The following is a 26702-nucleotide window of genomic DNA, read 5'->3' as shown; positions in this document are numbered from 1 at the left end:
GCATGTGAAAAAAACCCGGGTGCGGCGGCCGCCACCACCGCACCCGGCCCTTCGGGCACGCGCCGCCGCGTGCCCAAAGCCTGTTACGACCCGCGGACCCGGCGGATGGTGTCGCGGTACCACAGGGCACTGGCCTTCAGCGTCCGCCGCTGGGTCTCGTAGTCGACCCGGACGATGCCGAAGCGCTTGGCGTAGCCGTAGGACCACTCGAAGTTGTCCATGAGCGACCAGGCGAAGTAGCCGCGGACGTCGGCCCCGGCCTCGCGGGCGGCGGCGACGGCGCCGATGTGGGACTGGAAGTAGGCGGTCCGGTCGTCGTCCTGCACGAAGTCGTCGGCGTCGGCCTCGTCGGCGAAGGCGGAGCCGTTCTCGGTGATCACCATGGGCAGCCCGGGGTAGTCGCGGCCAAGGCGCACCAGCAGGTCGGTGAAGCCGGCGGGCACGATCTCCCAGCCCATGTCGGTCACCGGCAGGCCGGACATGATCTGCCGGCTCACCGGCGCGCCGTCGGCGTCGCGGGTCTGGCCGTTCTCGTCGACGCCGGAGTACCGGTGGCTGGAGTAGTAGTTCACGCCCAGCACGTCCAGCGGCGCGGAGATGATCTCCAGGTCGCCGTCCTGCACGGGGATCTCCACGCCCTGCTGCACGAGGTCGGCCACGACGTCCTTGGGGTAGCGGCCGTAGCGCAGCGGGTCGAGGTAGATCCGGGTCCCCAGGCCGTCGGCCCGACGAGCCGCCTCGCGGTCGGCGGCGCTGTCGGTGGCCGGGTAGGACGAGCCCATGTTCAGCGTGATGCCGAGCTCGATGGGCGAGGTGGCCGCCTCCCGCATCCGTTGCGTGGCAAGGCCGTGCCCGAGCAGCAGGTGGTGCACGGCGGCGATGGCGGCCGGGAACTCCTGCCGGCCCGGGGCCTGGCGGCCCTCGGAGTAGCCGAGCATGGCGGTGCACCACGGCTCGTTCAACGTGGTCCAGATCCGCACCCGGTCCTGGAGCTTGTCGAACACCATCATCGCGTAGTCGGCGAACCGGTAGGCGGTGTCGCGCGCCGGCCAGCCGCCGGCGTCCTCCAGCTCCTGCGGCAGGTCCCAGTGGTACAGCGTGACCCACGGGTCGATGCCCTGGCCCAGCAGCTCGTCGACCAGCCGGTCGTAGAAGGCCAGGCCCTTCTCGTTGACCGGACCCGTGCCACGCGGCTGGACCCGGGGCCACGCCACGGAGAACCGGTAGGTGTCCACGCCGAGTTCCTTGATCAGCGCGACGTCCTCGGGCATCCGGTGGTAGTGGTCGCAGGCCACGTCGCCGTTGTCGCCGTTGTGCACCATGCCGGGCGTGCGGCAGTAGGTGTCCCAGATGGACGGCGTGCGGCCGTCCTCGTCGACTGCGCCCTCGATCTGGTACGCGGAAGTGGCCACGCCCCAACGGAAGTCGGCCGGCAGACGGCCGATGAGATCGGCCTCGACCGCGGCGGCGGTGGTTTCCATCGTTTCTCCTCCAGTGTTGGTGCGCGGATCAGCGAACGGGGTGCAGCCAGCAGGCCACCGTTCTGTCCGATCCGCCGGGGGCGTCGGGAACTCCGAGCAATGGCAGGTCCTGTGCGCAGGGCTCGAAGGATTTGGGGCACCGCGGGTGGAATGCGCACCCGGTCGGCATCGCCCGCAGGTCCGGCGGCGACCCCGGAATGCCCGTCAGCTCCCGCTTGGGCCCGCGCAGCGCGGGGAAGGAGCCGAGCAGTCCGGCACTGTAGGGGTGGAACGAGTTGGTGTAGATCTCCTTGGCCGGAGCCTCCTCCACGATCCGGCCGCCGTACATGATGGCGATCCGGTCGGAGAACTCGACCAGCAGCGACAGGTCGTGGGTGATGAACAGCACCGAGAAGCCCAGCCGCTCCCGCAGCTGCACCAGCTCGCCCAGGATCTGCCGCTGCATCACCACGTCCAGCGCGGTGGTCGGCTCGTCCATGATGACGACCCTGGGCTCCAGCGCCAGCGCCATGCCGATCATCACGCGCTGGCGCATGCCGCCGGACAGCTGGTGCGGGTAGCTGTCCATCCGGTCGGCCGGGATGCCGACCAGGGTCAGCAGCTCCCGGGCCCGGGCCGCCCGGGCCTGCGGCGTGCTCCTCGGGTCGTGCGCCTTGATCACGTCGGTGAGCTGGGTGCCGACGCGGTGCACCGGGTTGAGCGAGTTCATCGCGCCCTGGAACACGATGGACGTCTCGGCCCAGCGGAACTCGCGCAGCTCGCTGTTGCTCAGCGACAGCACGTCGTACGGGCCGAGCTCCGGGTCGTGGTAGATCACCTCGCCGCCGGCGATCACGCCGGGCGGCGGCAGCAGCCGGGTCATGCCGTAGGCCAGCGTGGACTTGCCGCTGCCGCTCTCCCCGGCCAGGCCAAGCACCTCGCCGCGGTGCAGGGTCAGCGTGACGTCGCTGACCGCGTGCACGGCGTCCTCGCCCAGGCCGTAGTCGACGTTCAGGTTCTTGATTTCCAGCAGTGGTTCGGCCATTACCGGTTGTCCTTCCCCAATACCGGCGTGAAGCCGATCCGCATGCGCACCGACTTGCCCTTGATCCGACCCGAGCTGCGCAGCCGCGGGTTGACGATCTCGTCGATGCCGAAGTTGAGCAGCGACAGCGCGGTGCCCAGCACGGCGATGGCCAGGCCGGCCGGCACGAACCACCACCACGCGCCCTGGGCCAGCGCCTGCTGGCTCTGCGCCCAGAACAGGATGGTGCCCCAGTTCCAGTCGCTCGGGTCGGAGACGCCGATGAAGGCCAGCGTGATCTCCGAGAGCACCGCGAAGATCACCGTGCCGACGAAGCTGGAGGCGATGATCGCGGTCAGGTTGGGCAGCAGCTCGAAGAAGATGATGCGCCACGAGGACTCGCCGGTCGCCTTGGCCGCGTCGACGTAGTCCCGGCCCCGCAGGGACAGGGTCTGGGCCCGCAGCACCCGCGCGCCCCAGGCCCACGAGGTGAAGCCGATCACCAGGCCGATCGTGGTGTTGCTGACCGACGGCAGGATCGAGGCCACGATGATGATCAGCGGCAGCGCCGGGATCACCAGGAACACGTTGGACAGCGCGGACAGCGCCTCGCCTCCGGTGTTGGCCAGGTAGCCGGAGCTGACGCCGATGATCACGGCCAGCGCGGTGGCCACCAGGCCGGCCAGCAGGCCGACGTAGACCACGCCGCGGGCCCCGGCCAGCACCTGGCTGAAGATGTCCTGCCCCAGGTGCGTGGTGCCGAACCAGTGCGCGGCCGACGGCGCGGCGATCAGGTCGCTGCCGCGCGCGTCCGGGTCGTACGGCGCCAGGATCGGGCCGAAGATGGCCAGCAGCACGTAGAAGCCGAGGATGATCAGGCCGGTCATCGTCTTGCCGTTGCTGATGAACCGGAACTTCTGGCGCTTGGCCGCCTTGGGCGTCGGCGCGGGCGCGCCGGCGGCGGCCTGGAGATCGACGGTGGAGATGGCCACGGCTCAGCCCTCCTTGCGGGTGCGCGGGTCGAGCACCAGGTAGGCCAGGTCGGCGATGAAGTTGGCGGCCAGCACGGACAGCGTGATGATCAGGAAGATGCCCTGCATCAGCGGGTAGTCCTTGGCCCCGACCGCCTGGAACAGCTGGAAGCCGACGCCCGGGTAGGAGAACACGATCTCCACCAGCAGCGTGCCGCCGACGATGAGGCCCAGCGACAGCGCGAAGCCGGACACGTTGGGCAGCAGGGCGTTGCGGGCGGCGTAGCTGAGCATCACCCGGCGGTCGGACAGGCCCTTGGCGTGCGCGACGGTGATGTAGTCCTCAGAGGACACCGTCACCATCATGTTGCGCATGCTCAGGATCCAGCCGCTCATCGACGAGATCAGGATGGTCAGCGCCGGCAGCAGGCTGTGCTGCACCGCGCTGCCGATGAAGTCGATGTCCCAGCCCGGCGTGACGCCCGGGTCGTAGCCGCCCGATGACGGGAACAGGCTGTCCGGCCCGGCCAGCAGCTCGATCATGATCAGGCCGAACCAGAAGTACGGCACCGAGGACAGGAAGGTGGTCACCGGCAGCACCAGGTCCACCCAGCTGCCGCGGCGCCAGCCGGCCAGCACGCCCACCCCGGTGCCGATCATGAAGCTGACCACGGTGGTGATGCCGACCAGGGCCAGCGTCCACGGCAGGCTGGAGCCGATCACCTCCGACACCGGCGACGGGAAGAAGGTGAACGACAGGCCGAGGTCGCCGTGGGTCAGCTGGCCCAGGTAGTCGATGTACTGCTGCCACAGGGGCTGCTGCTTGTCCAGTCCGAACAGGACGTACAGCGAGTGGACGGCGTCTGTGGACAGCTGGCCCTGCTCCTTGGCGATCAGGGCCTGCACCGGGTCGCCCGGGATCAGTCGCGGGATGAAGAAGTTGATGGTGATCGCGGCCCACGCGGTGAAGACGTAGAACACGATCCGCCTGAGCAGATAGCTCATCCGGCCGCCTCCCCGCTCGCCGCCACCGCCGGCTTCTCGGCGTAGAGCCAGCACGCGGCCCAGTGGCCGGGCTCGTCGCCGATCTCCAGCCGGGGCGGCAGTTCCGTCTTGCACCGCTGCATCACGTGCGGGCAGCGCGGGTTGAACCGGCAGCCCTGCGGCGGCCGGATCAGGCTGGGCGGCTCGCCCCCGACCTCGTCGGCCCGCGCGGGCCGGTCGGGGTCGGGAGCGGAGTCGATCAGCAGCTGGGTGTACGGGTGGGCCGGATTCTGGGTGACGGTCTCGCTGTCGCCGCCCTCCACCATCCGGCCCGCGTACATGACCACCGTGTCGTCGGCGAAGTAGCGGGCCGACGCGATGTCGTGGGTGATGTAGAGGATCGCCAGGTTGAGGCGTTCCTTCAGGTCCCGCAACAGGTTCAGCACGCCGAGCCGGATGGAGACGTCCAACATGGACACCGGCTCGTCGGCCAGCAGCGCCTCCGGGTTGGCGCCGAGCGCGCGGGCGATGGCCACGCGCTGGCGCTGCCCGCCGGACAGCTCGTGCGGGAACTTGTCGATGTAGCGCTCCGGCGGCGTGAGCTGCACCCGGGTCAGCAGCTCACGCAGGGCCTCCTCGAGATTCCCGTTGGCGTTGCCGTGGATGCGCAGCGACCTGGTCAGGTGGTAGCGCACCGTGTGCACGGGATTGAGGGAGCCGAAGGGGTCCTGGAAGATCATCTGCACCCGCCGGACGTACTCCCGGAACCGGCGCCCGGCTCTGACGTTGACCGGCTTGCCGTGCAAGCGGATCTCGCCCGAGGTCGGGTGGTGCAGCTGGGCCAGCAGCCGGGCGACGGTGGACTTGCCCGAACCGGACTCGCCCACCATCGCCGTGACGTGGCCGCGGCGCAGCGTGAAGCTGACGTCGTCGACCGCGTGCACGCTGCGTGCCTTGCGGGTCAGTAGCTCCCGGCCTTTTCTGCGCACCGGGAAGTGCTTGCTGAGACCGTCTACTTCCAGGACGACCTCACCGGTCTTGTCAGTCATGTCAGGAGGCCGGCCTCAGGTGCAGGATGACGTCGAGGGCACCGGGAAGGGTCGGGTGCGCGTCGGCGTACGGGTTGTCGTTGCTCGGCCAGCCGGTCCAGTTCTTGGTGCTGTACTCGCCACCGAGGTTGGACGCGCTGGTCGGGATGATCGGCATCTGCTCCACGAAGATCTGCTGGAGCGTGTTGAGCGCGGCGGTGCGGCCGGCGTCGTCGGCGGCGTTGGCGTAGGCCTTCAGCGCGTCGGTGGCCTGCTGGCTCTGGAAGCGGCCGTAGTTGCCGTTCACGCCCGGGGTGCCGATCGGCTTGTACAGGTCGCCGTCCATGATCGACTTGTACAGCTTGTACGGGGTGGCGCCGCCGTCGGTCCAGTGCATCGCGGCGTCGAAGTTGCCGGTGTCGATGTCCTTGGTCCAGGTGTCCTGGTTGGCCTTGTCGACGGTGGCGGTGATGCCGATCTTGGAGAAGTTGTCCTTGATGATCTCCAGGTCGGTCTGGTAGTCGGACCAGCCGGCCGGGTCGGTCAGGGTCAGCGTCACCGGCTTGCCGGTCTTGTCCTTCAGCGTGGCGCCGTCGTAGGTGTAGCCGGCGTCGGTCAGCTTCTTCTTGGCGCCGTCCACGTCGACCTTGACGTTCTGGTTCTTGTACTGCTGGGCGATGAAGGACTCGCCGGCCGGCGTCGGGATGCCGGTGATGTTGGTGACCGGCGGGTAGAAGTAGCCGGACTCACCCTGGTTGAAGATGTCGTCCCGGTTGACCACCATGTTCATCGCCTGACGCAGCGTCGGGTCGTTGAACGGGGCCTTCTGGGTGTTGATCCACAGGCCGTGCAGCGCCAGGTCCGGCGGGAAGAACAGCTGGTAGTGCGCCGGGTCCTTGCTGGTGAAGACCGCCTTGGCGTTCGGGATGAACACGAAGGCCCACTCGCAGGAGCCGTTGGCCAGGGCGGTGGTCTGCGAGTTGTTGTCGGTGTAGGAGGTGTAGCGCAGCTCCTTCACCTTGGGCAGGTCCTGCCAGTAGGAGCTGCGGACGTCCAGCGTCACCGTCTGCGGCGTGAAGGTCTTGAGCGTGTACGGACCGGTGCCGACCGGGTCCTTCACCGCGTCGGTGGCCGGGTCCTTGAAGGTGGACCACTGGTGCTTGGGCACGATCGGCGTGTCGGTGAGGATCTGGTACTCGTTCACGAACTGCGGGCTGGTGAACGTGATCGTCACCTGGTTGCCGCTGACCGTGGTGGTGTCGACCGGGATCGCGTTGTGGTTGAGCCCGGGCGTGGCCTTGAGCAGATCGAAGGTGAACTTCACGTCGTCGGCGGTGAGCGCCTGGCCGTCGGACCACTTGACGTTGTCGCGCACGGTGACGTTGAGGGTCTGGTAGTTGTTCGACCAGTCCCACTTGGTGGCCAGCCACGGCTTGGCCGGGTCGGTCGGCTTGACCTTGTTGAACAGCGCCAGCGGCTCGAAGATCACGTTCTTGTAGCCGAGCGAGTTGGCCGCCGACGAGGACAGGAACGGGTTGTTGTTGTCCGTCTGGGGCCCGTTGGGCATGCCTACGTTGAGCACGCCGGCCGCGTTGCTGCTCGCGGTCGATCCGCCGCCGCCACCGCACGCGGTGAGGGCGGAGGCCGCCAGGATGCTGCCGGCTACGGCGAAGACCACTCTGCGACTGACGCGCATGGGTCCTCCTTGTCGTCTGCGAGGAGGTGTGACGGTGCGCCGCCCGCGGCGGCGCGGTGTTGCGGCAGAGTCAACCTGCGTGTCACAGCTCACGTCAATAACGGAGCGGTCACAAAATTAACCCTAAATTTAAGCCTTGAACAAAAACCCAGGCTAGGGCCGCTGCCCGCCCCGACCAGCCGGTCGGGCAGTGTGAGCGTAGTCGCACGGTGCGCGATCGCGGGAGTACCCAGAGTGTCGAGTTCGCGGGCCGTCCGGTCACGTGAACAGGTCAACGTATGCTGACGAACGGCGCAACCGCGCCCGCGTCGACCGGCCGGACCCGCGTTCCAGGGGTCGGGATCGGACGGAGCCGAACGTCCACGGTTGTGAACGTCGGCTAACCTCGGGGCACAAGACAGGCCATGGACTTCCGCGACCGCCAGGGTCCCCCGACCGGGTTTCTTGCTGTATTAAATTATGGCGCTAACTTAGTCGGTCCGGCATCCTGTCACGCAGACGTCCCCACCGTCGATGGGCACCCCATGGAACCAAAGCGCACCACGGTTCGCGATCTTCGCCGCCACAACAGGTCCACGCTGCTGTCGAAGCTGTTCTTCGACGGGCCGCTGAGCCGGCACGAGCTGAGCCAGCTCACCGGCCTGTCCGCGGCCACCGTCAGCAACGTGACCGCCGAGCTGGTCGAGGATCGGCTGATCGTGGAGGCGGGCCTGGTGGAGTCGGACGGCGGCCGGCCCCGGGTGCTGCTGCGCGTGGACCCCCAGTACGCGCACGTGGTCGGCATCGACGTCGGCGAGACCGGGGTCAAGGTGGAGCTGTTCGACCTGGCCATGACCCGGCTGGCCGCGGCCGACCTCCAGCTCAACTCGGTGGAGCCGGACCCGGCCGAGGTGGTGGCCCGCACCGCCGAGGGGCTGCGCCAGGTGATCGAGGCCGCCGACGTGACCGAGAGCAGCGTGCTCGGCGTGGGCATCGGCGTGCCCGGCACCGTGGAGAAGGGCACCCGGACCCTGGTGCACGCCCAGACCATCGGCTGGGACGCCGTGCCGCTGCCGTCCATGCTGCGCGACCAGGGCATCCGGCTGCCGCTGTTCCTGGACAACGGGGCCAAGACCCAGGGCCAGGCCGAGATGTGGTTCGGCGCCGGCCGGGGCGCGCGGCACGCGGTGATCGTGCTGGTCGGCTCCGGGGTGGGCGCGGCGGTGATCACCGACGGCCAGACCTACGCCGGCTACAGCAGCAGCGCCGGCGAATGGGGCCACACCACCATCGTCTACGGCGGGCGGCAGTGCCGCTGCGGGGCGCGCGGCTGCCTGGAGGCCTACATCGGCGCGGAGGGCATTCTCGACCGCTACCGCAAGGCCCGCGGTGGCCGCGGCACGGTCGACGCCGACGAGCAGGCGGCGCTGGCCGCGCTGGTGGCCGCGGCCGACACCTCCAAGATCGCGGCCAAGGTGCTGGACGACACCGCCGGCTACGTCGGGGCCGGCATCGCCAACCTGGTCAACCTGTTCAACCCCGAGCGCATCGTGATCGGCGGCTGGGCCGGGCTGGCCATGGGCGAGCAGTGGCTGGAGGGGGTCAAGAAGGCCACCGCCGAACACGCGCTTCGGCACCCGTATGAGCAAACCTCGATTGATCTGTGCAAGCTCGGGCCGGACGCGGTCGCCGTTGGGGCGGCGACACTTCCGGTGGCGGCGCTGCTCGACGCCGGCGGCGATCCCCGCGAGTCCACCCGCAGCGTGGCCTGAAGCCTCGGGTGTGGCCGGCGCGCTCCGACCGCCGGCTCTCCCTGCTCCGCACCCCGGCGACCCCGACGGGCGGGTTGTCGTCTTTCTAGGCTTCGCCCCATAGCTCACGGCTTGCATCTAGCCGTGAACTATGTCCGTTCGCTATGTTGAGCACCCCTGCACGTCGCGTTTTGGGCGGTTCACCACACGTGAGCCGCCGCCGCCTCCCAAGACGCGTCGCGGTTCGACCTGGAGAGGCGACAATGACGTCACTTACCCGATCCCGTCGTATCGCGGTGGCCGTCGCGGCCGCCGCGGCGGCGGTGATGGCCATGACCACGACGGGCGCGATCGGCAACGCCGCGCCCGCCCAGCCCCAGCTGGCCGCCACCTTCACCGACGACTTCAACGGACCGGCCGGCGCGGCCGCCGACGGCAGCAAGTGGCAGTACGAGACCGGCGACAACGTCAACAACCACGAGCGCCAGTGGTACACCTCCGGCGCGGCCAACGGGGCCCTGGACGGCCAGGGCCACCTGGTGATCACCGCCAAGAAGGAGGGCGGCCACACCTGCTGGTACGGCGCGTGCCAGTACACATCGGCCCGGCTCAACACCTCCGGCAAGTTCACCGCCCAGTACGGCCATGTCGAGGCGCGCATGCAGATCCCGCGCGGCCAGGGCATGTGGCCGGCGTTCTGGCTGCTGGGCACCAACATCGGCAGCGTGGGCTGGCCCAACTGCGGCGAGATCGACGTGATGGAGAACGTCGGCTTCGAGCCGAACACGGTGCACGGCACCATTCACGGCCCGGGCTACTCCGGCTCCGGCGGCATCGGCGCCGCCTACAGCGGACCGGTCTTCGCCGACGGCTTCCACACCTACGCCGTCGACTGGTCGCCCAACAAGATCGTGTGGTCGGTGGACGGGCACGCCTACCAGACCCGCACGCCGGCCGATCTGGGCGGCAAGAGCTGGGCGTTCAACCACGGCTTCTTCATCATCCTCAACCTGGCGGTCGGCGGCTACTGGCCCGGCGACCCCAACAGCAGCACCCCGTTCCCGGCCAAGCTCGTCGTGGATTATGTGCACGTGAGCTGACATATCACGGTTTCAGCGAACCGTCCGGCGTGGACTCCCGCGCCGGACGGTTCGCCGCGTCCTAGTTGATCTTGACGCGACGGGACTTGTTCCTAGTCCTGGCCGAACTGGGCGCCCAAAGCATTGCCAAATCTGGTCTATACCTCGGATACTCGCAGGCACGGCGGGCCGATCCCCTGCGCCCGTTGGACGTGTGACCCTGCCCCGACCGATTTCGCAACCCTGCAAGGAAAACCGCCGCACACAGCCGGGATCCGCCCTCGGCCGGTGCCTCCTGCGGTGCGAACTGACGTTCCCCTGAGAGGCGAGATCTCCCATGCACAGAAGACGTCATCTGCTGATGGCCGCGGTGCTCACGGCCGCCACGATCGTCCCCTTGGGACTGACGGCCGCCTCGGCCCCGGCCGCGCCCGCGGCCGCCACCTTCACCGACGACTTCGACGGCGCCGCCGGCAGCCCGGCCGACGCAAGCAAGTGGCAGTACGAGACCGGCGACAACGTCAACAACCACGAGCTGGAGTGGTACACCGCCGGCGCCAACAACGCCGCGCTGGACGGCCAGGGCCACCTGGTGATCACGGCCAAGCGGGAGAACCCCGGCAACAACAACTGCTGGTACGGATACTGCCAGTACACCTCGGCCCGGCTCAACACCTCGCAGCGCTTCACCCAGGCCTACGGCCACTTCGAGACGCGCATGCAGATCCCGCGCGGCCAGGGCATGTGGCCCGCGTTCTGGATGCTCGGCGACAACATCGGCAGCGTCGGCTGGCCGCAGAGCGGCGAGATCGACATCATGGAGAACGTCGGCTTCGAGCCGGGTTCGGTGCACGGCACCATCCACGGCCCCGGCTACTCCGGCTCGGCCGGCGTCGGCGCCGGCTACACGCTGCCCGGCGGGCAGTCCTTCGCCGACGGCTTCCACACCTTCGCGGTCGACTGGTCGCCCAACAAGATCGTCTGGTCGGTGGACGGAAATGCCTACGAGACAAGGACTCCGGCCGACATCGGCGGCAACCAGTGGGTGTTCGACCACCCGTTCTACATCATCATGAACCTGGCCGTCGGCGGCTACTGGCCCGGCAACCCCGACGGCAACACGCAGTTCCCGGCCCGGCTGGTCGTCGACTACGTGCACGTGACCACCAGCAGCACCACCCCGCCCGGCGGTGGCGGCAGCATCACCGGCCTCGGCGGCAAGTGCGTCGACGTCGCCGGGGCCAACAGCGCCAACGGCACCGCGGTCCAGCTCTACGACTGCAACGGCAGCACCGCCCAGCAGTGGTCGCGTCCGGGCGACGGCACCATCCGCGCCCTGGGCAAGTGCCTGGACGTCTCCAGCGGCGGCACCGCCAACGGCACCGTCGTGCAACTGTGGGACTGCAACGGGTCCGGCGCGCAGAACTGGGCGGTGAGCGGGGCCAACGACATCGTCAACGTCCAGGCCAACAAGTGTCTGGACGCCTCGAACAACAGCTCCGCCAACGGAACCCGGCTGCAGATCTGGGACTGCGCCGGCACCGCCAACCAGAAATGGTCGGTGAACGGCTGATGCGCCGGCGCATTCTGACCGTGCTGGCCGGCGTGCTGTTGGCGCTGCCCCTGTTCGGCTCCGCGCCGGCCGTGGCGTCCGACCCGGGCGGCCCGTCTGCCGCCCAACTGCTGGCCAAGGTGACCAACTGCCAACAGATCTCCAACGGCAAGTACGCCACCGACGAGGGCCAGGCCGCCACCATCCCGGTGTGCAGCACCGGCGGCGCGGTGTTCTTCAAGGCCGACATGGACGTCGACTGCGACGGCGTGCGGACCGCGCAGTGCAACGAGCAGACCGACTGCTGCTTCTACCCGGACACCGCTTTCCACACCTCGACCGACCAGCCCCTGGACGCGGCCAAGCTGCCGTACATCGTGCTGCCCAGCCCGTCGGGCACCTGGGACTACCGCACGGCCGGCATCGACGGCGGCGCGGTGGTGGCCGTGATCTACAACAACCAGGTGACCTACGCGGTCGTCGGCGACACCGGCCCGACCGGCATCATCGGCGAATCCTCTTACGCCACAGCACAATCCCTGGGCATCAACCCTGATCCCAAGAACGGCGGCACCGACAGCGGCGTCACCTACATCGTGTTCCCGCACTCCAAGGTGAACCCGATCGAGAACCACGGCAGCGCCGTCTCCCTCGGCCAGCAACTGGCCACGACGTTCGTCGGCGGTGGCGGCACCACGCCGCCGCCGCCCACCGGCGGCACGATCACCGGCATCGGCGGCAAGTGCGTCGACGTCGCCGGCGCCAGCAGCGCCAACGGCACCGCAGTGCAGCTCTACGACTGCAACGGCAGCACCGCCCAGCAGTGGACCGCCGGCTCCGACGGCACCATCCGCGCCCTGGGCAAGTGCCTCGACATCGCCAGTGCCAACTCCGCCAACGCAACCCCGGTCCAGCTCTACGACTGCAACGGCACCGCCGCGCAGGCGTGGACCCGCCCCGGCGACGGCACCATCCGGGCCCTGGGCAAGTGTCTGGACGCCTCGAACAACAGCTCTGCCAACGGAACCCGGCTGCAGATCTGGGACTGCGCCGGCTCCGCCAACCAGAAGTGGACGGTGGCATGATCAGGAAATCCGTCACGCTGCTGGCCGGCATGGCCGCGATGGCGGCCCTGCTGCCCGGCATGGCCGACGCCGCCACCGGTGCGATCACCGGCATCGGCGGCAAGTGCGTCGACGTGGCCAGCGCCAACTCCGCCAACGGCACCGCGATCCAGCTCTACGACTGCAACGGCACCACGGCCCAGCAGTGGACCACCGGGGCCAGCGGCAGCCTCCAGGCGCTGGGCAAGTGCCTGGACGTGGCCGGGGCGAACTCGGCCAACGGCACCAAGGTCCAGCTCTACGACTGCAACGGCACCGCCGCGCAGAACTGGACCATCGGGTCCGACGGCACGATCCGCGCCCTGGGCAAGTGCCTCGACGCCACCGGCAACAGCTCCGCCAACGGAACCCTGTTGCAGATCTGGGACTGCGCCGGCTCGGCCAACCAGAAGTGGACCGCCCCCAGCGGCGGCACCACTCCCCCGCCGCCCCCGCCGCCGCCCAGCGGGGCGATGGCCGTCGCGCCGTACTACTACAACGGCTGGGGCAGCCCGCCCGACCCGCGCACCATCATGACCGCCACCGGGGTCAAGTGGTTCACGATGGCCTTCGTGCTCAACAACGGGTACTGCACCCCGATGTGGGACGGCGGCCGGCCGCTGACCGGCGGCGTGGACCAGAACACCATCAACACCGTCCGGTCGGCCGGCGGCGACATCGTGCCGTCCTTCGGCGGGGCCAGCGGCAACAAGCTGGAGGCCTCCTGCGCCAACGCCACCGACCTGGCCGGGGCGTACCAGAAGGTCATCAACGCCTACGGCCTCAAGGCGATCGACCTCGACTTCGAGGGCGACGTCTACGGCAACGCCACCATCCAGCAGCGCCTGGTCGACGCCCTGAAGATCATCCGCGCCAACAACGCGGGCCTGGCGATCTACGTGACGATCGGCAGCGGGCAGAACGGCCCCGGCAACGACCTGATCACCCGGGCCGCCAACGCCGGGCTGACCGTGGACGTGTGGACGATCATGCCGTTCGACTTCGGCGGCGCCGGGCAGGACATGGGGCGGCTGACCCAGCAGGCCACCGACGGCCTGGAGCGGGCGGTCCGCGACGCCTACCACTACACCGACGACGTGGCCTACCGGCACAGCGGGCTGTCGTCGATGAACGGCATCACCGACGTCAACGAGATCGTGACCGTGGCCAACGCGCAGACCATGCTGGCCTACGCCAACCAGCACCACCTGGGCCGGTTCACCTTCTGGTCGGCCAACCGGGACCGGCCCTGCCCCGGGGCCTACCCCAACGACGACACCTGCTCGGGTGTGTCGCAGAACGCCTGGGACTTCACCCGGACGTTCGCGCAGTACCAGGGCTGAGGCCGACGTGACCTGACAGGACGGCGCGGGGCGACCCGCGCCGTCCGTATGCTCGCTCCGGTGCAGCGGATGGAGCACTGGCAGAACAGGCTCGACGAACTGGCCCGGCGGCACGGCGTGCCGGGCGCCGTACTGGGGATCTCCACCCCGTCCTCGACCGGAGTGGCCGCCACCGGCGTGGTCAACGTCAGAACCGGGGCCGCGGTGCGGCCGGATTCGGTGTTCCACCTCGGATCCATCACCAAGGTGTACGTCACCACCGCCGTCATGCGTCTGGTCCAGGACGGCAGGCTCGATCTGGACAAGCCGGTCGCCGCGGTGCTGCCCGAGCTTCGCCTCGGTAGCACGGACGTGACCGATCGGGTGAGCCTTCGTCACCTGCTCACCCACACGAGTGGCATCGACGGCGATGTCTTCCTCGACACCGGCCGCGGCGACGACTGCATCGCCCGCTACGTCGCCCAGTTGGCCGACGTGGCCCAGAATTCCCCGCTCGGGGCCACCTGGTCGTACTGCAACTCCGGCTTCAGCCTCGCCGGCCGGGTCATCGAGCAGGTCACCGGGCAGGTGTGGGACGAGGCCATGCGAGCACTCGTGTTCGAGCCCCTCGGATTGCGCGACACCCTCACCCTTCCGGAGGACGCCCTGATGCGCTCAGCCGCCGTCGGCCACATGGTCGAGGACGGCGTCGCCGTGCCCGTGCGCCAGTGGCAGCTCCCCCGCTCCATCGGCCCCGCCGGCCTCATCGCCTCCACCGTCTCGGACCTCCTGACGTTCGCCCGCATGCATCTCGACGGCGGCTCGCCGCTGACTCCGTTGTCCATCGAGCAGATGCAGGCCGAACAGGTCCGCGTCGACGCCAAGTACTCGCTGGCCGAGACCTGGGGCCTGGGCTGGGCCCGGCTCGTGTGGGACGGGCAGCCGCTCATCGGGCACGACGGCGCCACCATCGGCCAGCAGTCCCACCTCGTGCTGCTGCCCTCCCAGGGCTTGGCCGTCGCGCTGCTGTCCAACCGCCGCACCCCGCACCTTTACGAGGACCTCTTCCGCGAGATCTTCGCCGAGCTCGCCGGCGTCGACATGGCCCGCCAGCCCTGCCCGCCCTCACCCCCGCTCGGCCTGCTGCCCACCGACTACCTCGGCACCTACGAACGGGCCGGCCAACGCATCGAGGTCCTCGTCCAGTCCGGCCAACCGGTGCTTCGGGTGACCACCCTGGGCAAGCTCGCCGAGTACGTGTCGGATCCCGTCGAGGAACTCCCCATGGTGGCGCTGGAACCGGACGTCTACCTGGTTCCCCTGACCGGGAGCGATCACTGGCTCCCGGTCAGCTTCTACCAGCTGGCCGACGGTTCCCCGTACCTGCACTTCAGCGGCCGGGCAAGCGCTCTCCGCGGCTAGGGTTGGGCCGCATGGAGGTCATCACCGCCAAGACGCTTCGGCTGATCGTGTTGCTCGGCGTGGCCGGGGGCTTCCTGGACGCGTTCACGTTCGTGGCCCACGGAGGGGTGTTCGCCAACGCGCAGACGGGGAACGTGGTGCTGCTCGGGGTGGACGCGGCGCACGGGGACGTGGCCGGGGCGCTGCGGCACGTGCCGCCGTTGATCGCGTTCGTGCTGGGGGTCGCGGCGGCGGAGACGCTCACGCATCCCCGGGTGGCGCCGCTGGTGCGACGGCCGGTGCGGGTGGCGCTGGGCGTCGAGATCGGGGTGCTGCTGGTGGTGGGGGCGACCCCGACCTGGTTCGCGAGCAGCGCGGTGGTGCTGGCGGTGGCGTTCGTGGCGGCGTTGCAGAACGCGACCTTCGGCACGGTGCGGGAGTGGTCGGTGAACACGACCATGACCACCGGCAACCTGCGCACGGCGGCGAGGGCGACCTACCGTGCGGTGTTCCGGCACGACGCGGCGGCGGCCCAGCAGGCCCGCACCTTCGGCCTGGTGGTGCTGGCCTTCCTGATCGGCGCGGGCGTCGGGGCGCTCGTCACGGAGCTGATCGGCAACATGGCGGCCTGGGTGGCCAATTTGCTGATCGTGACCGGATTGGCGCTTTTCTTCCTCGACGAGCGGTCACCGGGTTAGGGTCCCCACCGCCACCGAGCAGGGGGGAACTACATGAAAAAGCACCTGGTCACGGCGGTTGCCGGCGTACTGGCGATGGCTCTGGCCCCGGTCGCCCACGCCGGCGCCGCCCCGACCGTCACGAAGATCTCCGCGCCCAGTCCCTTCCCGGCGGGCTGCGACCACAAGGACCCCGTCGGCACCAACTATCCGAACGCCGAGGTGCAGCCGGACATCGCGGTCGACCCGCGCAATCCGGCGCACATGGTCTCGGCCTGGCAGACCGACCGCTGGTCCGGCGTCGGCGGCCACGGCCTGATCACCGCGGCCACCTTCGACGGCGGCCGCACCTGGACCTACGCCACGCCGCCGGCGGTGTCGACGTGCGCGGGCGGGAGCTTCGACCGCGCCACCGACACCCAGGTGACCATCGCCCCCAACGGCATGGTCTTCCTGGTGTCGCTGAGCATGAACACCACGACACCGCACGGTGATCACGCGTTCCTGGTGGTGAAGTCGGGCGACGGCGGCCGCAGTTGGGGCGCGCCGGCCACGATCACCCGCGAGGGCACCGGCGACACCGACAACATCTGGAACGACCTGCCGGTGATCTACACGACCGGCAGGGACGTCTACGTGGCCTGGGACCGGATCGACCTCAACGACGGCACCGGGCCGATCTACCTGGCCCACAGCAGCGACGGCGGCGCCACCTGGGGCGCGCCCCGCAAGGTCGTCGACTTCGGCCAGGGCAAGGGCGTCTCCGGTGTCCGGCTGGCCGCCGTGCAGGGCAAGCTGACCGCCTTCTTCAACTACTACGAGCCGATTCCGGGCACCAGCGACTACGCCTTCTCCTGGCAGTCGATCACCTCGGCCGATCGCGGCGAGACCTGGTCGGCGCCGACCGTGATCGCGCCGGGTCCGGCCGTCGGCACCAAGGAGCCGGGCGGCAAGAACGTGCGGGACGGGCATCAGGCGATCGGGCAGCTCGCCGCCGGCCCGAACGGCGAACTCCGCGCTGTGTGGCAGGGTTCGCAGTTCGGCGGCGACCACGACGGCGTCATCATGGCCACGTCCACCGACGCCGGGGCGCACTGGTCCACGCCGGTTCCGGTCGGCTCCTCGCCGGCGCAGCGGTTCATGCCGGCGGTCGCCGTCAACTCCGACGGCCTCGTCGGCGTCACCTACTACCAGCTCGACAGCACCGGCACGACCTACTGGCTGGCCACCTCGGCCGACGGAACCTCTTGGCGCACCAGCAAGTTGGACGGGCCGTTCGACATCACCTCGGCCCCGGTCGTCACCAACGGCTCGTACTACATCGGCGACTACCACGGCATGGCCGCCGCCGGCGCCTGCTTCGTCTCCGTCTTCGCCCGCACCAACACCGCGCAGCCCGACAACCGCACAGACATCTTCATCACCCTGGGTTCATAACCCCAGCCCCCGCGAGTCGCGCTCAGGACGCGCCGAATGTCGGTTCCGCGTATATGCCGGAAACCGACATTCGGCCCTGTTGGGCTCCCGTCACTCGCGGGGGTTGCCGGCGTCTTCGAACCTGGACCGGATCCCGCGCGTTACCAGGCGTATGCGCGGGTACACGAGGCCCTACGGGGTATCCACCGGTTGCTGAACGAGCAAAATCCCCAGTTCCGGCGGACGGAGGATTGAGATCAACCGGAACGGGTAATCCCCCGGACTCATGGAGGGGAGGACGGATGGACGAGCATCGGGACGGGACAGTGCGGCTGCTGGTCCGAACGGCCGTGGACCGCATGCAGGCGTCGGACCCGGACGGCGCGCTCGAGGCGCTGACTGCGGTCTACCGGACCACCGACCACGGCCCGCGCGAGGCCGCCGACGTGCTGGCCGACGCCTCGGCCGACATGCTGAAGTCCCTGTGTGTGCAGGTCGGACATAATGCACCGATCAAGATGCAGCTGGGCGACACCGAGGGCAATGAGATCGCCATCGACGACATCGACCCGCCGCTGCGGGCCAGCTTCCGCGCGGTGATGGCCCTGGTGAACTCCGACGAGCAGGCCGCCGACATCCAGCTGGACCTCGTGTTCGACCGGCACGACCCGGAGGAGGACACGGTGGCCCTGATGCACCTGCTGCTGTGGACCACCGACCTGCTCAACGCCTGCCGGGAGGGCGGCGCGCGGGCGCCGGACTGGTTGGTGGACTCCTCGGCCGGTTAGCGCGGCCCCCGGTCGCAACGACAAGGAAAGCACCCCAGATGAACACCTTCGAGGAGACGGTCGAGCTCGCGGTGCCGCTGAGCACCGCGTTCGAGCTGTGGACCAGCTACAGCTCCTCGCCGCGCCCGGTGACCATGCGGCGGCAGGGCGAGCTGATCGCGTGGCCGGGTGGCCGCGTCACGTTCCAGTACCTCGACACCCACACCACCAGACTGGCGCTGTGGGCCGACGCCGACAGCACGCCGGCCGGAATTCTGCTGCGCTTCAAGGAGTTCGCCGAGTCCGCCCCGGTGGCCCTGCCGGCGGCCCGGCAGTACTGGCGCGTGGAAAGAGCCTGATCGGGTTACCCCCGCCGGGGTAGTTTTGCCCATCCGTGACCCCGGAGTTTGGTAGGCAGACATCAGACGGGGAGGGAGTCACGCTGATGTCGCCAGGCACTCCGATCTTCGACCAGCTGGCCGCGGCCAGCGGCCTGCGCTGGGTGCTGCTGCCCGACGGGCGGATCAAGGTCGCACTGGGGGAGCCCAGACCGCAGGAACCGGCGCGCGAGCCGACCACGCCCGCGCACCGGTCGGACCGCTAACTGGCCGGGCCGAGCCAGGCCAGGGCGGCCGTCACCAGGGCCGTGACGCCGCCGTCCAGGGTGGGCTGCACCAGCGGCGCGAACGTGGGCGAGTGGTTGGACGGGATGTCCCGCTCGAAGGTGCCGCCGGTGTAGGCCGTGACGAAGCGCTCCTGGTCCTCCCCGCCGAACAGCCAGTACACGGTGGGCACGCCGGCGGCGGTGCCGAAGTGGCCGAAGTCCTCGCTGCCGGTGACCGGGCCGGGGTCGATGACCATCGGGAACGCCTGCTCGAAGGCGGCCTTGGTGCGGGCCATCGCCGCCTCGTCGTTGACCAGCACCGGGAACGAGCTGCGCTCGGTGAGCTCGGGCTCCCGTGGGGCGTCGGCGGCCGCGGCCTCGGCGCGGATGATGCGCTCGATGGCGGCCAGCACCCGGGCGCGCACCTGCGGGTCGAAGGTGCGCACGTTCAGGGCCAGGTCGACGTGGTCGGGGATGATGTTGTCCTTGGTGCCGCCGTGGATCGACCCCACGGTGACCACGGCCGAGTCCTTGGCCGCGACCTCACGGGACACCACGGTCTGCAGGCGCAGCACGGTCGCGGCGGCCATCACCACCGGGTCGACGGTGGTCTCCGGCCGCGAGCCGTGCCCGCCCTTGCCGTGCAGCCGGACGTCGATGGTGTCGGTGGCGGCGAACGCCGGCCCGGGGTGGCAGCCGAGCCAGCCGGCGGGAATGGGCGCGAGGTGCTGGCCGAGGGTGACGTCGGGCCGGCCGAACCGCTCGTACAGGCCGTCGTCGACCATGGCGGCGGCCCCGCTGGCCAGCTCCTCGGCCGGCTGGAACACGGCCAGCACGGTGCCGGACCACTGGTCCCGGCCGCGGGCCAGCAGGTCGAGCGCCCCGAGCAGGCAGACGGTGTGCATGTCGTGCCCGCAGGCGTGCATGACGCCGTCCACGGTGGACCGGTAGGGCAGGTCGGTCTGCTCCTGCACCGGCAGCGCGTCCATGTCGGCCCGCAGCAGCACGGTGGGCCCGGATCCGTTGCGCAGCAAGGCGACCACGCCGGTGCGGCCGACGCCGGCGGTCACCTCGAAGCCGGCGGCCTCGGCCCGGCGGGCGATCTCGGCGGCGGTGCGATGCTCCTCGTAGGCCAGCTCCGGGTGGGCGTGCAGGTCCCGGTACAGGTCTTCGAGGCCGGGCCGGACGTCCTCCAGGCCCTTCATCACGGATTCACGCGGCGAGGTCATGCCCCCGACACTACAGAGCGATGCGCCGCTCGCCTGAAGAGATCTTCAGGTCGTTGATGCTGGCGTAGCGCCGGGCCATCAGGCCGTTCTCGTCGAACTCCCACTGCTCGTTGCCGTAGCTGCGCCACCACTGGCCGTCGGCGTCGCGGGACTCGTACTCGAAGCGCACGGCGATCCGGTTGCCGGTGAAGGCCCAGAGCTCCTTGCGCAGCTTGTAGTCCAGCTCCCGCGCCCACTTCTGGCGCAGGAACTCGCGGATCTCGTCGCGCCCCTTGAGGAACACGTCCCGGTTGCGCCACTGCGAGTCGACCGTGTACGCGAGCGACACCCGCTCCGGGTCCCGGCTGTTCCAGGCGTCCTCGGCCGCCTGGACCTTGGCCCTGGCGGTCTCCTCGGTGAACGGCGGCAGCGGCGGGCGTTGCTCGGCCATGATCGGCTCCCTTGGTAGAGAACGGGCGTTCTCCGAGCTACCCTAGGAGAACGTTGGTTCTCTACGCAAGGGGCGGACATGATCGAGCACGCCGAGGTGCTGGCCGCGGCCGAGCCGCTGTTCTACGAGCGCGGCGTGCAGCAGGTCGGCATGGACCAGGTCCGCGCGGCCGCCGGCGTCTCGCTCAAGCGGCTCTACCAGCTGTTCCCGTCCAAGGACCGGCTCGTGCTGGACTACCTGAACGCCCGGGACGAGCGCTGGCTGGCCTCGGTCGGCCGCCACGCCCGCGGGGCCGGCAGCGTGCTGGCGGTGTTCGACTGGCTGGCCGAGTGGTTCGCCGAGCCCGACTTCCGCGGCTGCGCCTTCGTCAACACCTTCGGCGAGCTGGGCGGCACCTCGGAGCCGGTCGCCGACATCGCCCGCCGGCACAAGGAGGCGTTCCGGCAGCTGATCCGCGACCTGGCCGGCGACGACGAGCTGGGTGACCAGATCACCCTGCTGGCCGAGGGCGCGATCACCATGGCGGCCATCTTCGGCACGGCCGAACCGGCTCACCAGGCCAGAAAGGCGGCGCTAGCCCTGCTTGACGGTGCGCATCAGCACCGCCGTCTCCAGTGACGTGATCTCCCGCAGCGGCCCGACCTTCTCGGTCAGGTACCGGTAGAGCCCGCCGCTGTCATGGCAGGCCACCACCGCGACCAGGTTGGCCGGCCCCGTGGTGGCGGCCACGAACGACGTCTCGTCGTGCTCGGCCAGCCGCCGGCCGACCTCGGTCAGCGCGTGCGGCGGCACGGTCATCCACAGCCGCGCCTGCGTGCCGTAGCCCAGCAAGGCTGCCGGAATGTCCACTTGGTACGAAACGACCCCGTTGTGCCGCAGCAGATCCAGCCGCCGCCGCACGGTCGACTCGGACAGTCGGGTCCGCGCCGCAAGCTCCGCGTACGGGACACGCCCGTCGGCCGCGAGCAGCTCAAGCAACGCCCGATCGGCATCATCGACCTCAACCCGAGCCATCCTCGGTTCCTCCGGTCGCAGCCGCGCCGCCTGATCATCGGCCAGCCAGCGCAAACCGGCCCAGTCGGGCGGCAAAGTGAAGGCGTGCAACACGGAATGCGCGCTGACGTCCAGCACCCGGCCGGCCCTCGGCAGCTTCTCCAGCAACACCGACTCCTCGCCCGGCGGCAGCTGGGCGTGGCAGGAGATCTCCGCGCCGCCGGACATCACATGCACCCAGGACACGTCCGACCGCTTGGCCAACCCCTTGGCCAACGGCATGCCCACATCGGGCGTGCAGCGCAGCCGCAGCGTCCACGCGGTCCGCCCGAACAACACGCCGTTGACCACGCCGACCACCCGCAGCGCGGCCACCGACCGCAGCCGCTTGTACCGGCGCGCGACCGTCGTCTCCGACACGCCCAGCACGTCGGCGACCCGGGCGAAGGCCACCCGGCCGTCGAGTTGCAATGCGTGCAGGAGTCCGCGATCCACGTCGTCCAGAACGACCGATTCCGTCACATCGGGCAGTCTAGCGCCGGATTGCGCCGTCACCGTCGGTTCGACGCCGGGCCCCGCGCAGACTGGGCGACATGAGCCACGACTACGACGCCTTCTACCGAGGCGCGCCCCTGGCCCCCGGCCTCAAGCACAACGGCATCCCCTGGGACATCGGACGCGCCCAGCCGGCGATCGCCGACCTCGACTACCACGGCGACGTGCTCGACCTCGGCTGCGGCCTCGGCGACAACGCCGCGTACCTGGCGAGCAGAGGCCTGAACGTCACCGCCGTCGACAGCAGTCCGACAGCGATCTCCCAGGCCCGCCAGCGCTTTCCGGACAGCGCGGTCCGCTTCGCCGTGGCCGACGCGACCGATCTGAGCGAATTCCCTGCCTGCTTCGACACGGTGCTGAGCTGCTCGGTGTTCCACTGCCTGGACGAGACCGACCGTGTCCGGCACCTCAAGGCCCTGCACCGGGCCACCCGGCGCGACGCCGTGCTGCACCTGATCACCTTCTCCGACCGGCGGCTGCACGGCCTGCCCTCGCCGTTCCCGCTGTCGGCCCAGGACGTGCGGAACCCGTTGTCCGACAATGGTTGGACCATCACCGAGTTCACCGAGACGACCCTGCTGGCGGCCGGCGCGACCATGGTGGCCCTGTTCGACGCGGTCGGCCGAACACCGCGCGACCGGACCGAACTGGCCTGCTGGCAGGTCCGCGCCACCCGGCAGTGATCCAGGACACCGAAACTTTCCGAATGGGTCGACCGCGGGATGCGGGCTGGCACCGGGGGCCCGTTAGCGTTTAAGTGGACCTTGTCGAATCGTGAGGAGCCCCCGATGACCGACCGGACCGTTCTCGGCATCTCCGGCCCCACCAACCTGCCGCGCGGGCTGCTGACCACGCGGCGCGACCAGATCCGAGGCTGAGCCATGACGCGCGGTTTCGTGCATTCCCCCAGTTCCGCCCGGGTCGTCTTCGGCGCCGGCACGGTGGCTGAGGTCGCCGAGGAGGTGCGGCGCGCGGGCGGTTCCCGAGTGCTTCTGCTGGCCCGGCCCCGGCACGCCGAGCTGGTCGCCGAGGCGCTGGGGGAGCTGGTCGTCGCACAGTTCGACGGGGCCCGCATGCACACCCCCGTCGAGGTGACCGCGCAGGCGCTCGACGTGCTGAAGTCGGCCGCCGCGGACTGCGTGGTCGCGGTCGGCGGCGGCTCCACCACCGGACTGGCCAAGGCGTTGGCGGCGCGAACCGGTGTGCCGCAGGTGATCCTGCCCACCACCTACGCCGGCTCCGAGGTGACGCCGGTGCTCGGCGAGACCGAGAACGGCGTCAAGACCACCCGCCGGTCGCCGGACATCCTGCCAGGCACCGTGATCTACGACGTCAACCTGACGCTGGGGCTGCCGGTCCCGACCACGGTGACCAGCGCGATCAACGCCCTGGCCCACGCCGTCGAGGCGCTCTACTCCCCCGAGGCCAACCCCCAGGTCAACGCCGTTGCCCTGCAGGCGATCCGCGGCATCGCGCACTCGCTGCCGCTGGTCGCCGCCGATCCGTCCGATGTGGACGCCCGGGCCGAGCTGCTGGAATCGGCCTGGCTGGCCGGGACCTGCCTGTCGGTGAGCATGGGCCTGCACCACAAGCTGTGTCACCTCCTCGGCGGGCAGTTCGACCTCCCGCATTCCGAGACCCACACGGTGATGCTGCCGCAGGTCATGGCGTACATGGAGAAGGAGGCGCCGGCGGCGCTGGCCCGCGTGGCCGAGGCGCTGGACGTGCCGGACGCCGCCGCGGCGGTGTACGACCTCGTGACCTCGCTCGGCGGGCCGACCTCGCTGCGAGAGCTGGGCCTGGCTGAGTCCTCTTTGGACGGTATCGAGCCGGCATCGGTGCTGCGCGCGGCCTGGGCCGGGCAGCGGCCCGAGGGCGCGCCGGACCTGAGCGCCCTGACCGCGCAGGTGATCGGCAGCTTCGACAACACGCCGGACCCGCGGCTCAAGCGGCTGCTCACCGACCTGGTCCGGCACCTGCACCACTTCGCCGTGCACACGGACCTGACCGAGCAGGAGTGGCTGTTCGCCATCGACTTCCTCACCCGCACCGGGCAGATCAGCGACGACAAGCGCAAGGAGTTCGTGCTGCTGTCGGACACGCTCGGCGTGTCGTCCATTGTGGACGCTCTGACCAACTCGCGCAGCCCGCTGACCACGCCGTCGGCGGTGCTCGGACCGTTCTATGTGGAGGGTCCGCCGGCCATGGAGCACGGCGCCGACATCTCCGGCGGGCTGGACGGCGAGCCGCTGTGGGTGTCCACCGCGATCGTCGACACCGAGGGCAAGCCGGTGCCGGGCGCGGTGGTGGACGTGTGGCAGGCCAACAAGGACGGCTTCTACGACGTGCAGCTGCCCGAGCTGGACGGCCCGGTGCTGCGGGCCCGGTTCGTCGCCGACGACCAGGGCCGGCTGGAGTTCTGGACCACGCTGCCCAAGGAGTACCCGGTGCCGGAGGACGGGCCGGTCGGGCAGATGCTGAACGGCGCCAACCGGCATCCCTACCGGGCCCCGCACGTGCACTTCATGATCATGGCGCCCGGCCACCACAGGCTGGTCACCCAGCTGTTCGTCAAGGGCGGGCTCTACATGGACTCCGACACCGTGTTCGGTGTCAAGAACGGTCTGATCGTGGACTTCCCGGTGGCCGAGGGCGCGCCGCCCGCCGGGCGCGAGGTGACGGGCGGCTGGCGCCGGCTGGACTACACCTTCCGCATCGGCTGAGCCGCGGACGCCTTGTCCGCGCGGGGATTGAGCGCCCAGGCGAACACCACGGTCAGCACGCACAACAGGATCGGCAGCGCGAAGGCCGCGTTGAGCGGCATGAACCGGGTCAGGCCGCCGATGACGGCCGGCCCGGCCAGCAGGCCGACGTAGCCGAGGCCGACGACCCGGGCCATCAGGGCCCCGGCCGAGCGGTGGTCGAGGTTGCCGGCGGCGGTGAACAACTGCGGCACGCCGCCGGACAACCCGATGCCGAACAGCGCGTATCCCACCAGCGCCAACGGAACCCACGGCGCGACCGCGGCCAGGGTGAGGCCGACGGCGGCGATCGCCGCGCCGTAGCGCACCACCCGGGTCGCGCCGACCGCCGCCGCGACCCGGTCGGTGGCGAACCGGCCGACGGTCATCGCCACCGCGAACGAGCCGTAGCCCAAGGCGGCTTCACTGGCCGAGGCGTTGAGCACGCCCTTGAGCTCCAACGCGGCCCAGTCGTTGGCCACACCCTCGGCCAGCATCAGCGCGAAGGCCAGGCCGCCCAGGATCCACACCAGCCCCTTCGGGGCCGGCTTCGCTTCCGTGTCAACGGTTTCCTCGGTCTTGCCGTGGTGGTCGGCGTCCATGGTGAACCGGGCGGCCACCGCCGCCACCGTCGCACAGAACAGCCCGGTGACGGTGAGCGTCAGGCCGGTCTGCACGTTGGCGTTGAGCACCGCCGCGCCGATCAACGCGGCGAACGCGCCGCCGATCGACCACATCGCGTGGAATGTGGCCATGATCGGCCGGTCGTATCCTCGTTCCACCACAACGGCATGGGCGTTCATCGACACGTCAAGCGCGCCGTTGGCGAAGCCCACCACGATCAGCACCAGGCCCAGCGACCACCACGAGGTCAGCCAGCCCGGCACCGTGAGCGCGAGCCCGAAAGCCCCCAGCGCCGCCGGCGCGATCCGGCGCGGGCCGTACTTGTCCACCAGCGGGCCCACGACCTGCATGCCGATCAGGGCCGCGCCGCCGAGCACCAGCAGCAGCAGACCCAGCACGCTGTGCGGAACGTTGACGTCCCGTTCGATGTTGGGCAGGTGCACCAGCCACATGCCGATGCCGAAACCGTTGAGGGAGAACAGCAGGAAGGTCGCGAACCGGGCGGCCCGGGGCGGGGAGGTCAGAGTTTCTCGCATCAGTGCTCCTCGGCGGCGACGTGCACGAGCACGCCGCGTTCGGCCAGCGCGCGGCGCTGGTCCTCGGGTGCGGTCGGGTCCGTCACGACGACATCGGGTCGGTCGGCGGCGCAGATGTGCGCGAGCGCGGCGCGGTCCCACTTCGCGCCGTCCACCAGCACCAGGCTGCGGGCCGACACCGCGATGGCCTGCTGCTTGACCTCGGCGTCGTGCAGGTCGAAGGCCGTGAGGCCGGCCTCAAGGTCGAACGCGCAGGGGCTGAGCACGGCGACGTCGAACCGCAGCATCCGCAGCGACGCCAGCGTCAGCGGGCCGATCATGGCCAGCTCCCCCGGCCGCGGCTCGCCGCCCGGGACCAGCAGGCGAACCCTTGGCGCGTCAAGGAGTTCGGTGACCGCGTGCAGCGACAACGGCATCACCGTCACCGCGCGGTCGCGCAGCAGGCGGGCCACTTCCAGCGCCGTCGTGCCGCTGTCCAGCACGATCGTCTCGCCGTCGCGGATCAGCTCCACCGCCGCCCGGGCGATCGCCTTCTTGGCCCCCGGCGCGGAAACCGCGCGGGCCGCGAACGGCGGCTCCACTCCCGACGGTGTCGCCGGCACCGCGCCGCCGTGCACGCGGCGCAGCACTCCGTGCGCCGCCAACACGTCCAGGTCGCGCCGCACCGTCATCTCCGACGCGCCCGTCACCTCGGCCAGCTCGGCCACCGTGACCTGCTGCGCGCCTCGCAGCCGCTCGACGATCAAGCGCTGGCGCTCGTTACCCCTCACCCCTGGGATG

24 protein-coding genes and 1 pseudogene are annotated in these 26702 nt (G+C 70.1%); 14 read left to right on the top strand and 11 right to left on the bottom strand.

Features of this window, described 5'->3' with window-relative positions; all coding sequences use genetic code 11:
* Positions 1-83: 83 nt before the first annotated feature.
* From ACIG5F_RS27775 to ACIG5F_RS27750, 6 genes are read right to left on the bottom strand one after another with little or no spacing between them, the layout of a single operon-like run.
* A complete protein-coding gene (locus ACIG5F_RS27775; protein ID WP_396522355.1) occupies positions 84-1481 on the bottom strand; it encodes a GH1 family beta-glucosidase in 1398 nt (465 codons plus the stop codon).
* A 28-nt stretch (positions 1482-1509) separates the two neighbouring features.
* Positions 1510-2505 (bottom strand): ABC transporter ATP-binding protein, encoded by a 996-nt coding sequence (locus tag ACIG5F_RS27770; protein WP_396522353.1) that lies wholly within the window; start codon positions 2503-2505, stop codon positions 1510-1512.
* Positions 2505-3476, bottom strand: a complete 972-nt coding sequence (locus tag ACIG5F_RS27765) for an ABC transporter permease (RefSeq protein WP_396522351.1) — start codon at positions 3474-3476, stop codon at positions 2505-2507. Before ACIG5F_RS27765 ends, ACIG5F_RS27770 begins: the two co-directional genes overlap by 1 nt.
* Before the next feature lie 3 nt (positions 3477-3479).
* Positions 3480-4460, bottom strand: coding sequence for an ABC transporter permease (locus tag ACIG5F_RS27760; protein ID WP_396522349.1), 981 nt, complete (start codon positions 4458-4460; stop codon positions 3480-3482).
* A complete protein-coding gene (locus ACIG5F_RS27755; RefSeq protein ID WP_396522347.1) occupies positions 4457-5488 on the bottom strand; it encodes an ABC transporter ATP-binding protein in 1032 nt (343 codons plus the stop codon). Before ACIG5F_RS27755 ends, ACIG5F_RS27760 begins: the two co-directional genes overlap by 4 nt.
* Before the next feature lies 1 nt (position 5489).
* The gene (locus tag ACIG5F_RS27750; protein ID WP_396522345.1) at positions 5490-7163 is read right to left on the bottom strand and encodes an ABC transporter substrate-binding protein; all 1674 of its coding nucleotides are present in this window, start codon (positions 7161-7163) and stop codon (positions 5490-5492) included.
* 524 nt (positions 7164-7687) lie between these two features.
* Here ACIG5F_RS27750 and ACIG5F_RS27745 point away from each other — a divergent pair.
* From ACIG5F_RS27745 to ACIG5F_RS27695, 11 genes and pseudogenes are all read left to right on the top strand, one after another.
* Positions 7688-8914 (top strand): ROK family protein, encoded by a 1227-nt coding sequence (locus tag ACIG5F_RS27745; protein ID WP_396522343.1) that lies wholly within the window; start codon positions 7688-7690, stop codon positions 8912-8914.
* A gap of 305 nt (positions 8915-9219) precedes the next feature.
* A pseudogene (locus tag ACIG5F_RS27740) lies at positions 9220-9990 on the top strand (family 16 glycosylhydrolase); the annotation flags it as partial.
* A 319-nt stretch (positions 9991-10309) separates the two neighbouring features.
* Positions 10310-11545, top strand: a complete 1236-nt coding sequence (locus tag ACIG5F_RS27735) for a ricin-type beta-trefoil lectin domain protein (protein WP_396522341.1) — start codon at positions 10310-10312, stop codon at positions 11543-11545.
* Positions 11545-12609 carry a ricin-type beta-trefoil lectin domain protein gene (locus tag ACIG5F_RS27730; RefSeq protein WP_396522339.1) on the top strand — a complete coding sequence of 355 codons (1065 nt, stop codon included), beginning with the start codon at positions 11545-11547 and terminating at the stop codon, positions 12607-12609. The genes ACIG5F_RS27735 and ACIG5F_RS27730 overlap by 1 nt, the downstream gene beginning before the upstream one ends.
* Positions 12606-13970, top strand: coding sequence for a ricin-type beta-trefoil lectin domain protein (locus ACIG5F_RS27725; protein ID WP_396522337.1), 1365 nt, complete (start codon positions 12606-12608; stop codon positions 13968-13970). The genes ACIG5F_RS27730 and ACIG5F_RS27725 overlap by 4 nt, the downstream gene beginning before the upstream one ends.
* A 69-nt stretch (positions 13971-14039) precedes the next feature.
* Positions 14040-15371: a serine hydrolase domain-containing protein gene (locus ACIG5F_RS27720; protein WP_396522431.1), complete on the top strand. Its 1332-nt coding sequence runs from the start codon at positions 14040-14042 to the stop codon at positions 15369-15371.
* Positions 15372-15382: 11 nt separating this feature from the next.
* Entirely contained in the window at positions 15383-16048 is a 666-nt protein-coding gene (locus ACIG5F_RS27715; protein WP_396522335.1) for a YoaK family protein, read from the top strand.
* 33 nt (positions 16049-16081) lie between these two features.
* The gene (locus ACIG5F_RS27710; RefSeq protein WP_396522333.1) at positions 16082-17464 is read left to right on the top strand and encodes a sialidase family protein; all 1383 of its coding nucleotides are present in this window, start codon (positions 16082-16084) and stop codon (positions 17462-17464) included.
* A 281-nt stretch (positions 17465-17745) separates the two neighbouring features.
* On the top strand, positions 17746-18231 hold the full coding sequence (locus tag ACIG5F_RS27705; protein WP_396522331.1) for a hypothetical protein: 486 nt from the start codon (positions 17746-17748) through the stop codon (positions 18229-18231).
* 38 nt (positions 18232-18269) lie between these two features.
* On the top strand, positions 18270-18569 hold the full coding sequence (locus ACIG5F_RS27700; RefSeq protein ID WP_396522329.1) for a hypothetical protein: 300 nt from the start codon (positions 18270-18272) through the stop codon (positions 18567-18569).
* An 86-nt stretch (positions 18570-18655) separates the two neighbouring features.
* Positions 18656-18814, top strand: a complete 159-nt coding sequence (locus ACIG5F_RS27695; RefSeq protein ID WP_396522327.1) for a hypothetical protein — start codon at positions 18656-18658, stop codon at positions 18812-18814.
* Here the strand turns inward: ACIG5F_RS27695 and ACIG5F_RS27690 are convergent.
* Both ACIG5F_RS27690 and ACIG5F_RS27685 read right to left on the bottom strand, forming a co-directional pair.
* A complete protein-coding gene (locus ACIG5F_RS27690) occupies positions 18811-20043 on the bottom strand; it encodes an amidohydrolase (protein WP_396522325.1) in 1233 nt (410 codons plus the stop codon). The genes ACIG5F_RS27695 and ACIG5F_RS27690 overlap by 4 nt on opposite strands.
* A 10-nt stretch (positions 20044-20053) precedes the next feature.
* The gene (locus ACIG5F_RS27685; RefSeq protein ID WP_396522323.1) at positions 20054-20473 is read right to left on the bottom strand and encodes a DUF1348 family protein; all 420 of its coding nucleotides are present in this window, start codon (positions 20471-20473) and stop codon (positions 20054-20056) included.
* Positions 20474-20551: 78 nt separating this feature from the next.
* Between ACIG5F_RS27685 and ACIG5F_RS27680 the strand changes: the two genes are divergently transcribed.
* Positions 20552-21091: a TetR/AcrR family transcriptional regulator gene (locus tag ACIG5F_RS27680; protein WP_396522321.1), complete on the top strand. Its 540-nt coding sequence runs from the start codon at positions 20552-20554 to the stop codon at positions 21089-21091.
* Here ACIG5F_RS27680 and ACIG5F_RS27675 read toward each other — a convergent pair.
* The gene (locus ACIG5F_RS27675; RefSeq protein WP_396522319.1) at positions 21047-21988 is read right to left on the bottom strand and encodes an Lrp/AsnC family transcriptional regulator; all 942 of its coding nucleotides are present in this window, start codon (positions 21986-21988) and stop codon (positions 21047-21049) included. The genes ACIG5F_RS27680 and ACIG5F_RS27675 overlap by 45 nt on opposite strands.
* Before the next feature lie 71 nt (positions 21989-22059).
* Between ACIG5F_RS27675 and ACIG5F_RS27670 the strand changes: the two genes are divergently transcribed.
* Positions 22060-22704 carry a class I SAM-dependent methyltransferase gene (locus ACIG5F_RS27670; RefSeq protein ID WP_396522317.1) on the top strand — a complete coding sequence of 215 codons (645 nt, stop codon included), beginning with the start codon at positions 22060-22062 and terminating at the stop codon, positions 22702-22704.
* Positions 22705-22902: 198 nt separating this feature from the next.
* A complete protein-coding gene (locus ACIG5F_RS27665; RefSeq protein ID WP_396522315.1) occupies positions 22903-24744 on the top strand; it encodes a maleylacetate reductase and hydroxyquinol 1,2-dioxygenase domain-containing protein in 1842 nt (613 codons plus the stop codon).
* On the opposite strand, the gene ACIG5F_RS27660 is transcribed toward ACIG5F_RS27665, so the two are convergent.
* Both ACIG5F_RS27660 and ACIG5F_RS27655 read right to left on the bottom strand, forming a co-directional pair.
* A complete protein-coding gene (locus ACIG5F_RS27660) occupies positions 24723-25922 on the bottom strand; it encodes an MFS transporter (RefSeq protein WP_396522313.1) in 1200 nt (399 codons plus the stop codon). The genes ACIG5F_RS27665 and ACIG5F_RS27660 overlap by 22 nt on opposite strands.
* Positions 25922-26692 (bottom strand): DeoR/GlpR family DNA-binding transcription regulator, encoded by a 771-nt coding sequence (locus tag ACIG5F_RS27655; RefSeq protein WP_396522311.1) that lies wholly within the window; start codon positions 26690-26692, stop codon positions 25922-25924. The genes ACIG5F_RS27660 and ACIG5F_RS27655 overlap by 1 nt, the downstream gene beginning before the upstream one ends.
* Positions 26693-26702: the final 10 nt, after the last annotated feature.

The organism is Kutzneria sp. NPDC052558 (assembly GCF_044547355.1).
Classification (GTDB): domain Bacteria; phylum Actinomycetota; class Actinomycetes; order Mycobacteriales; family Pseudonocardiaceae; genus Kutzneria.
This window is presented reverse-complemented; position numbering and strand designations above follow the sequence as displayed.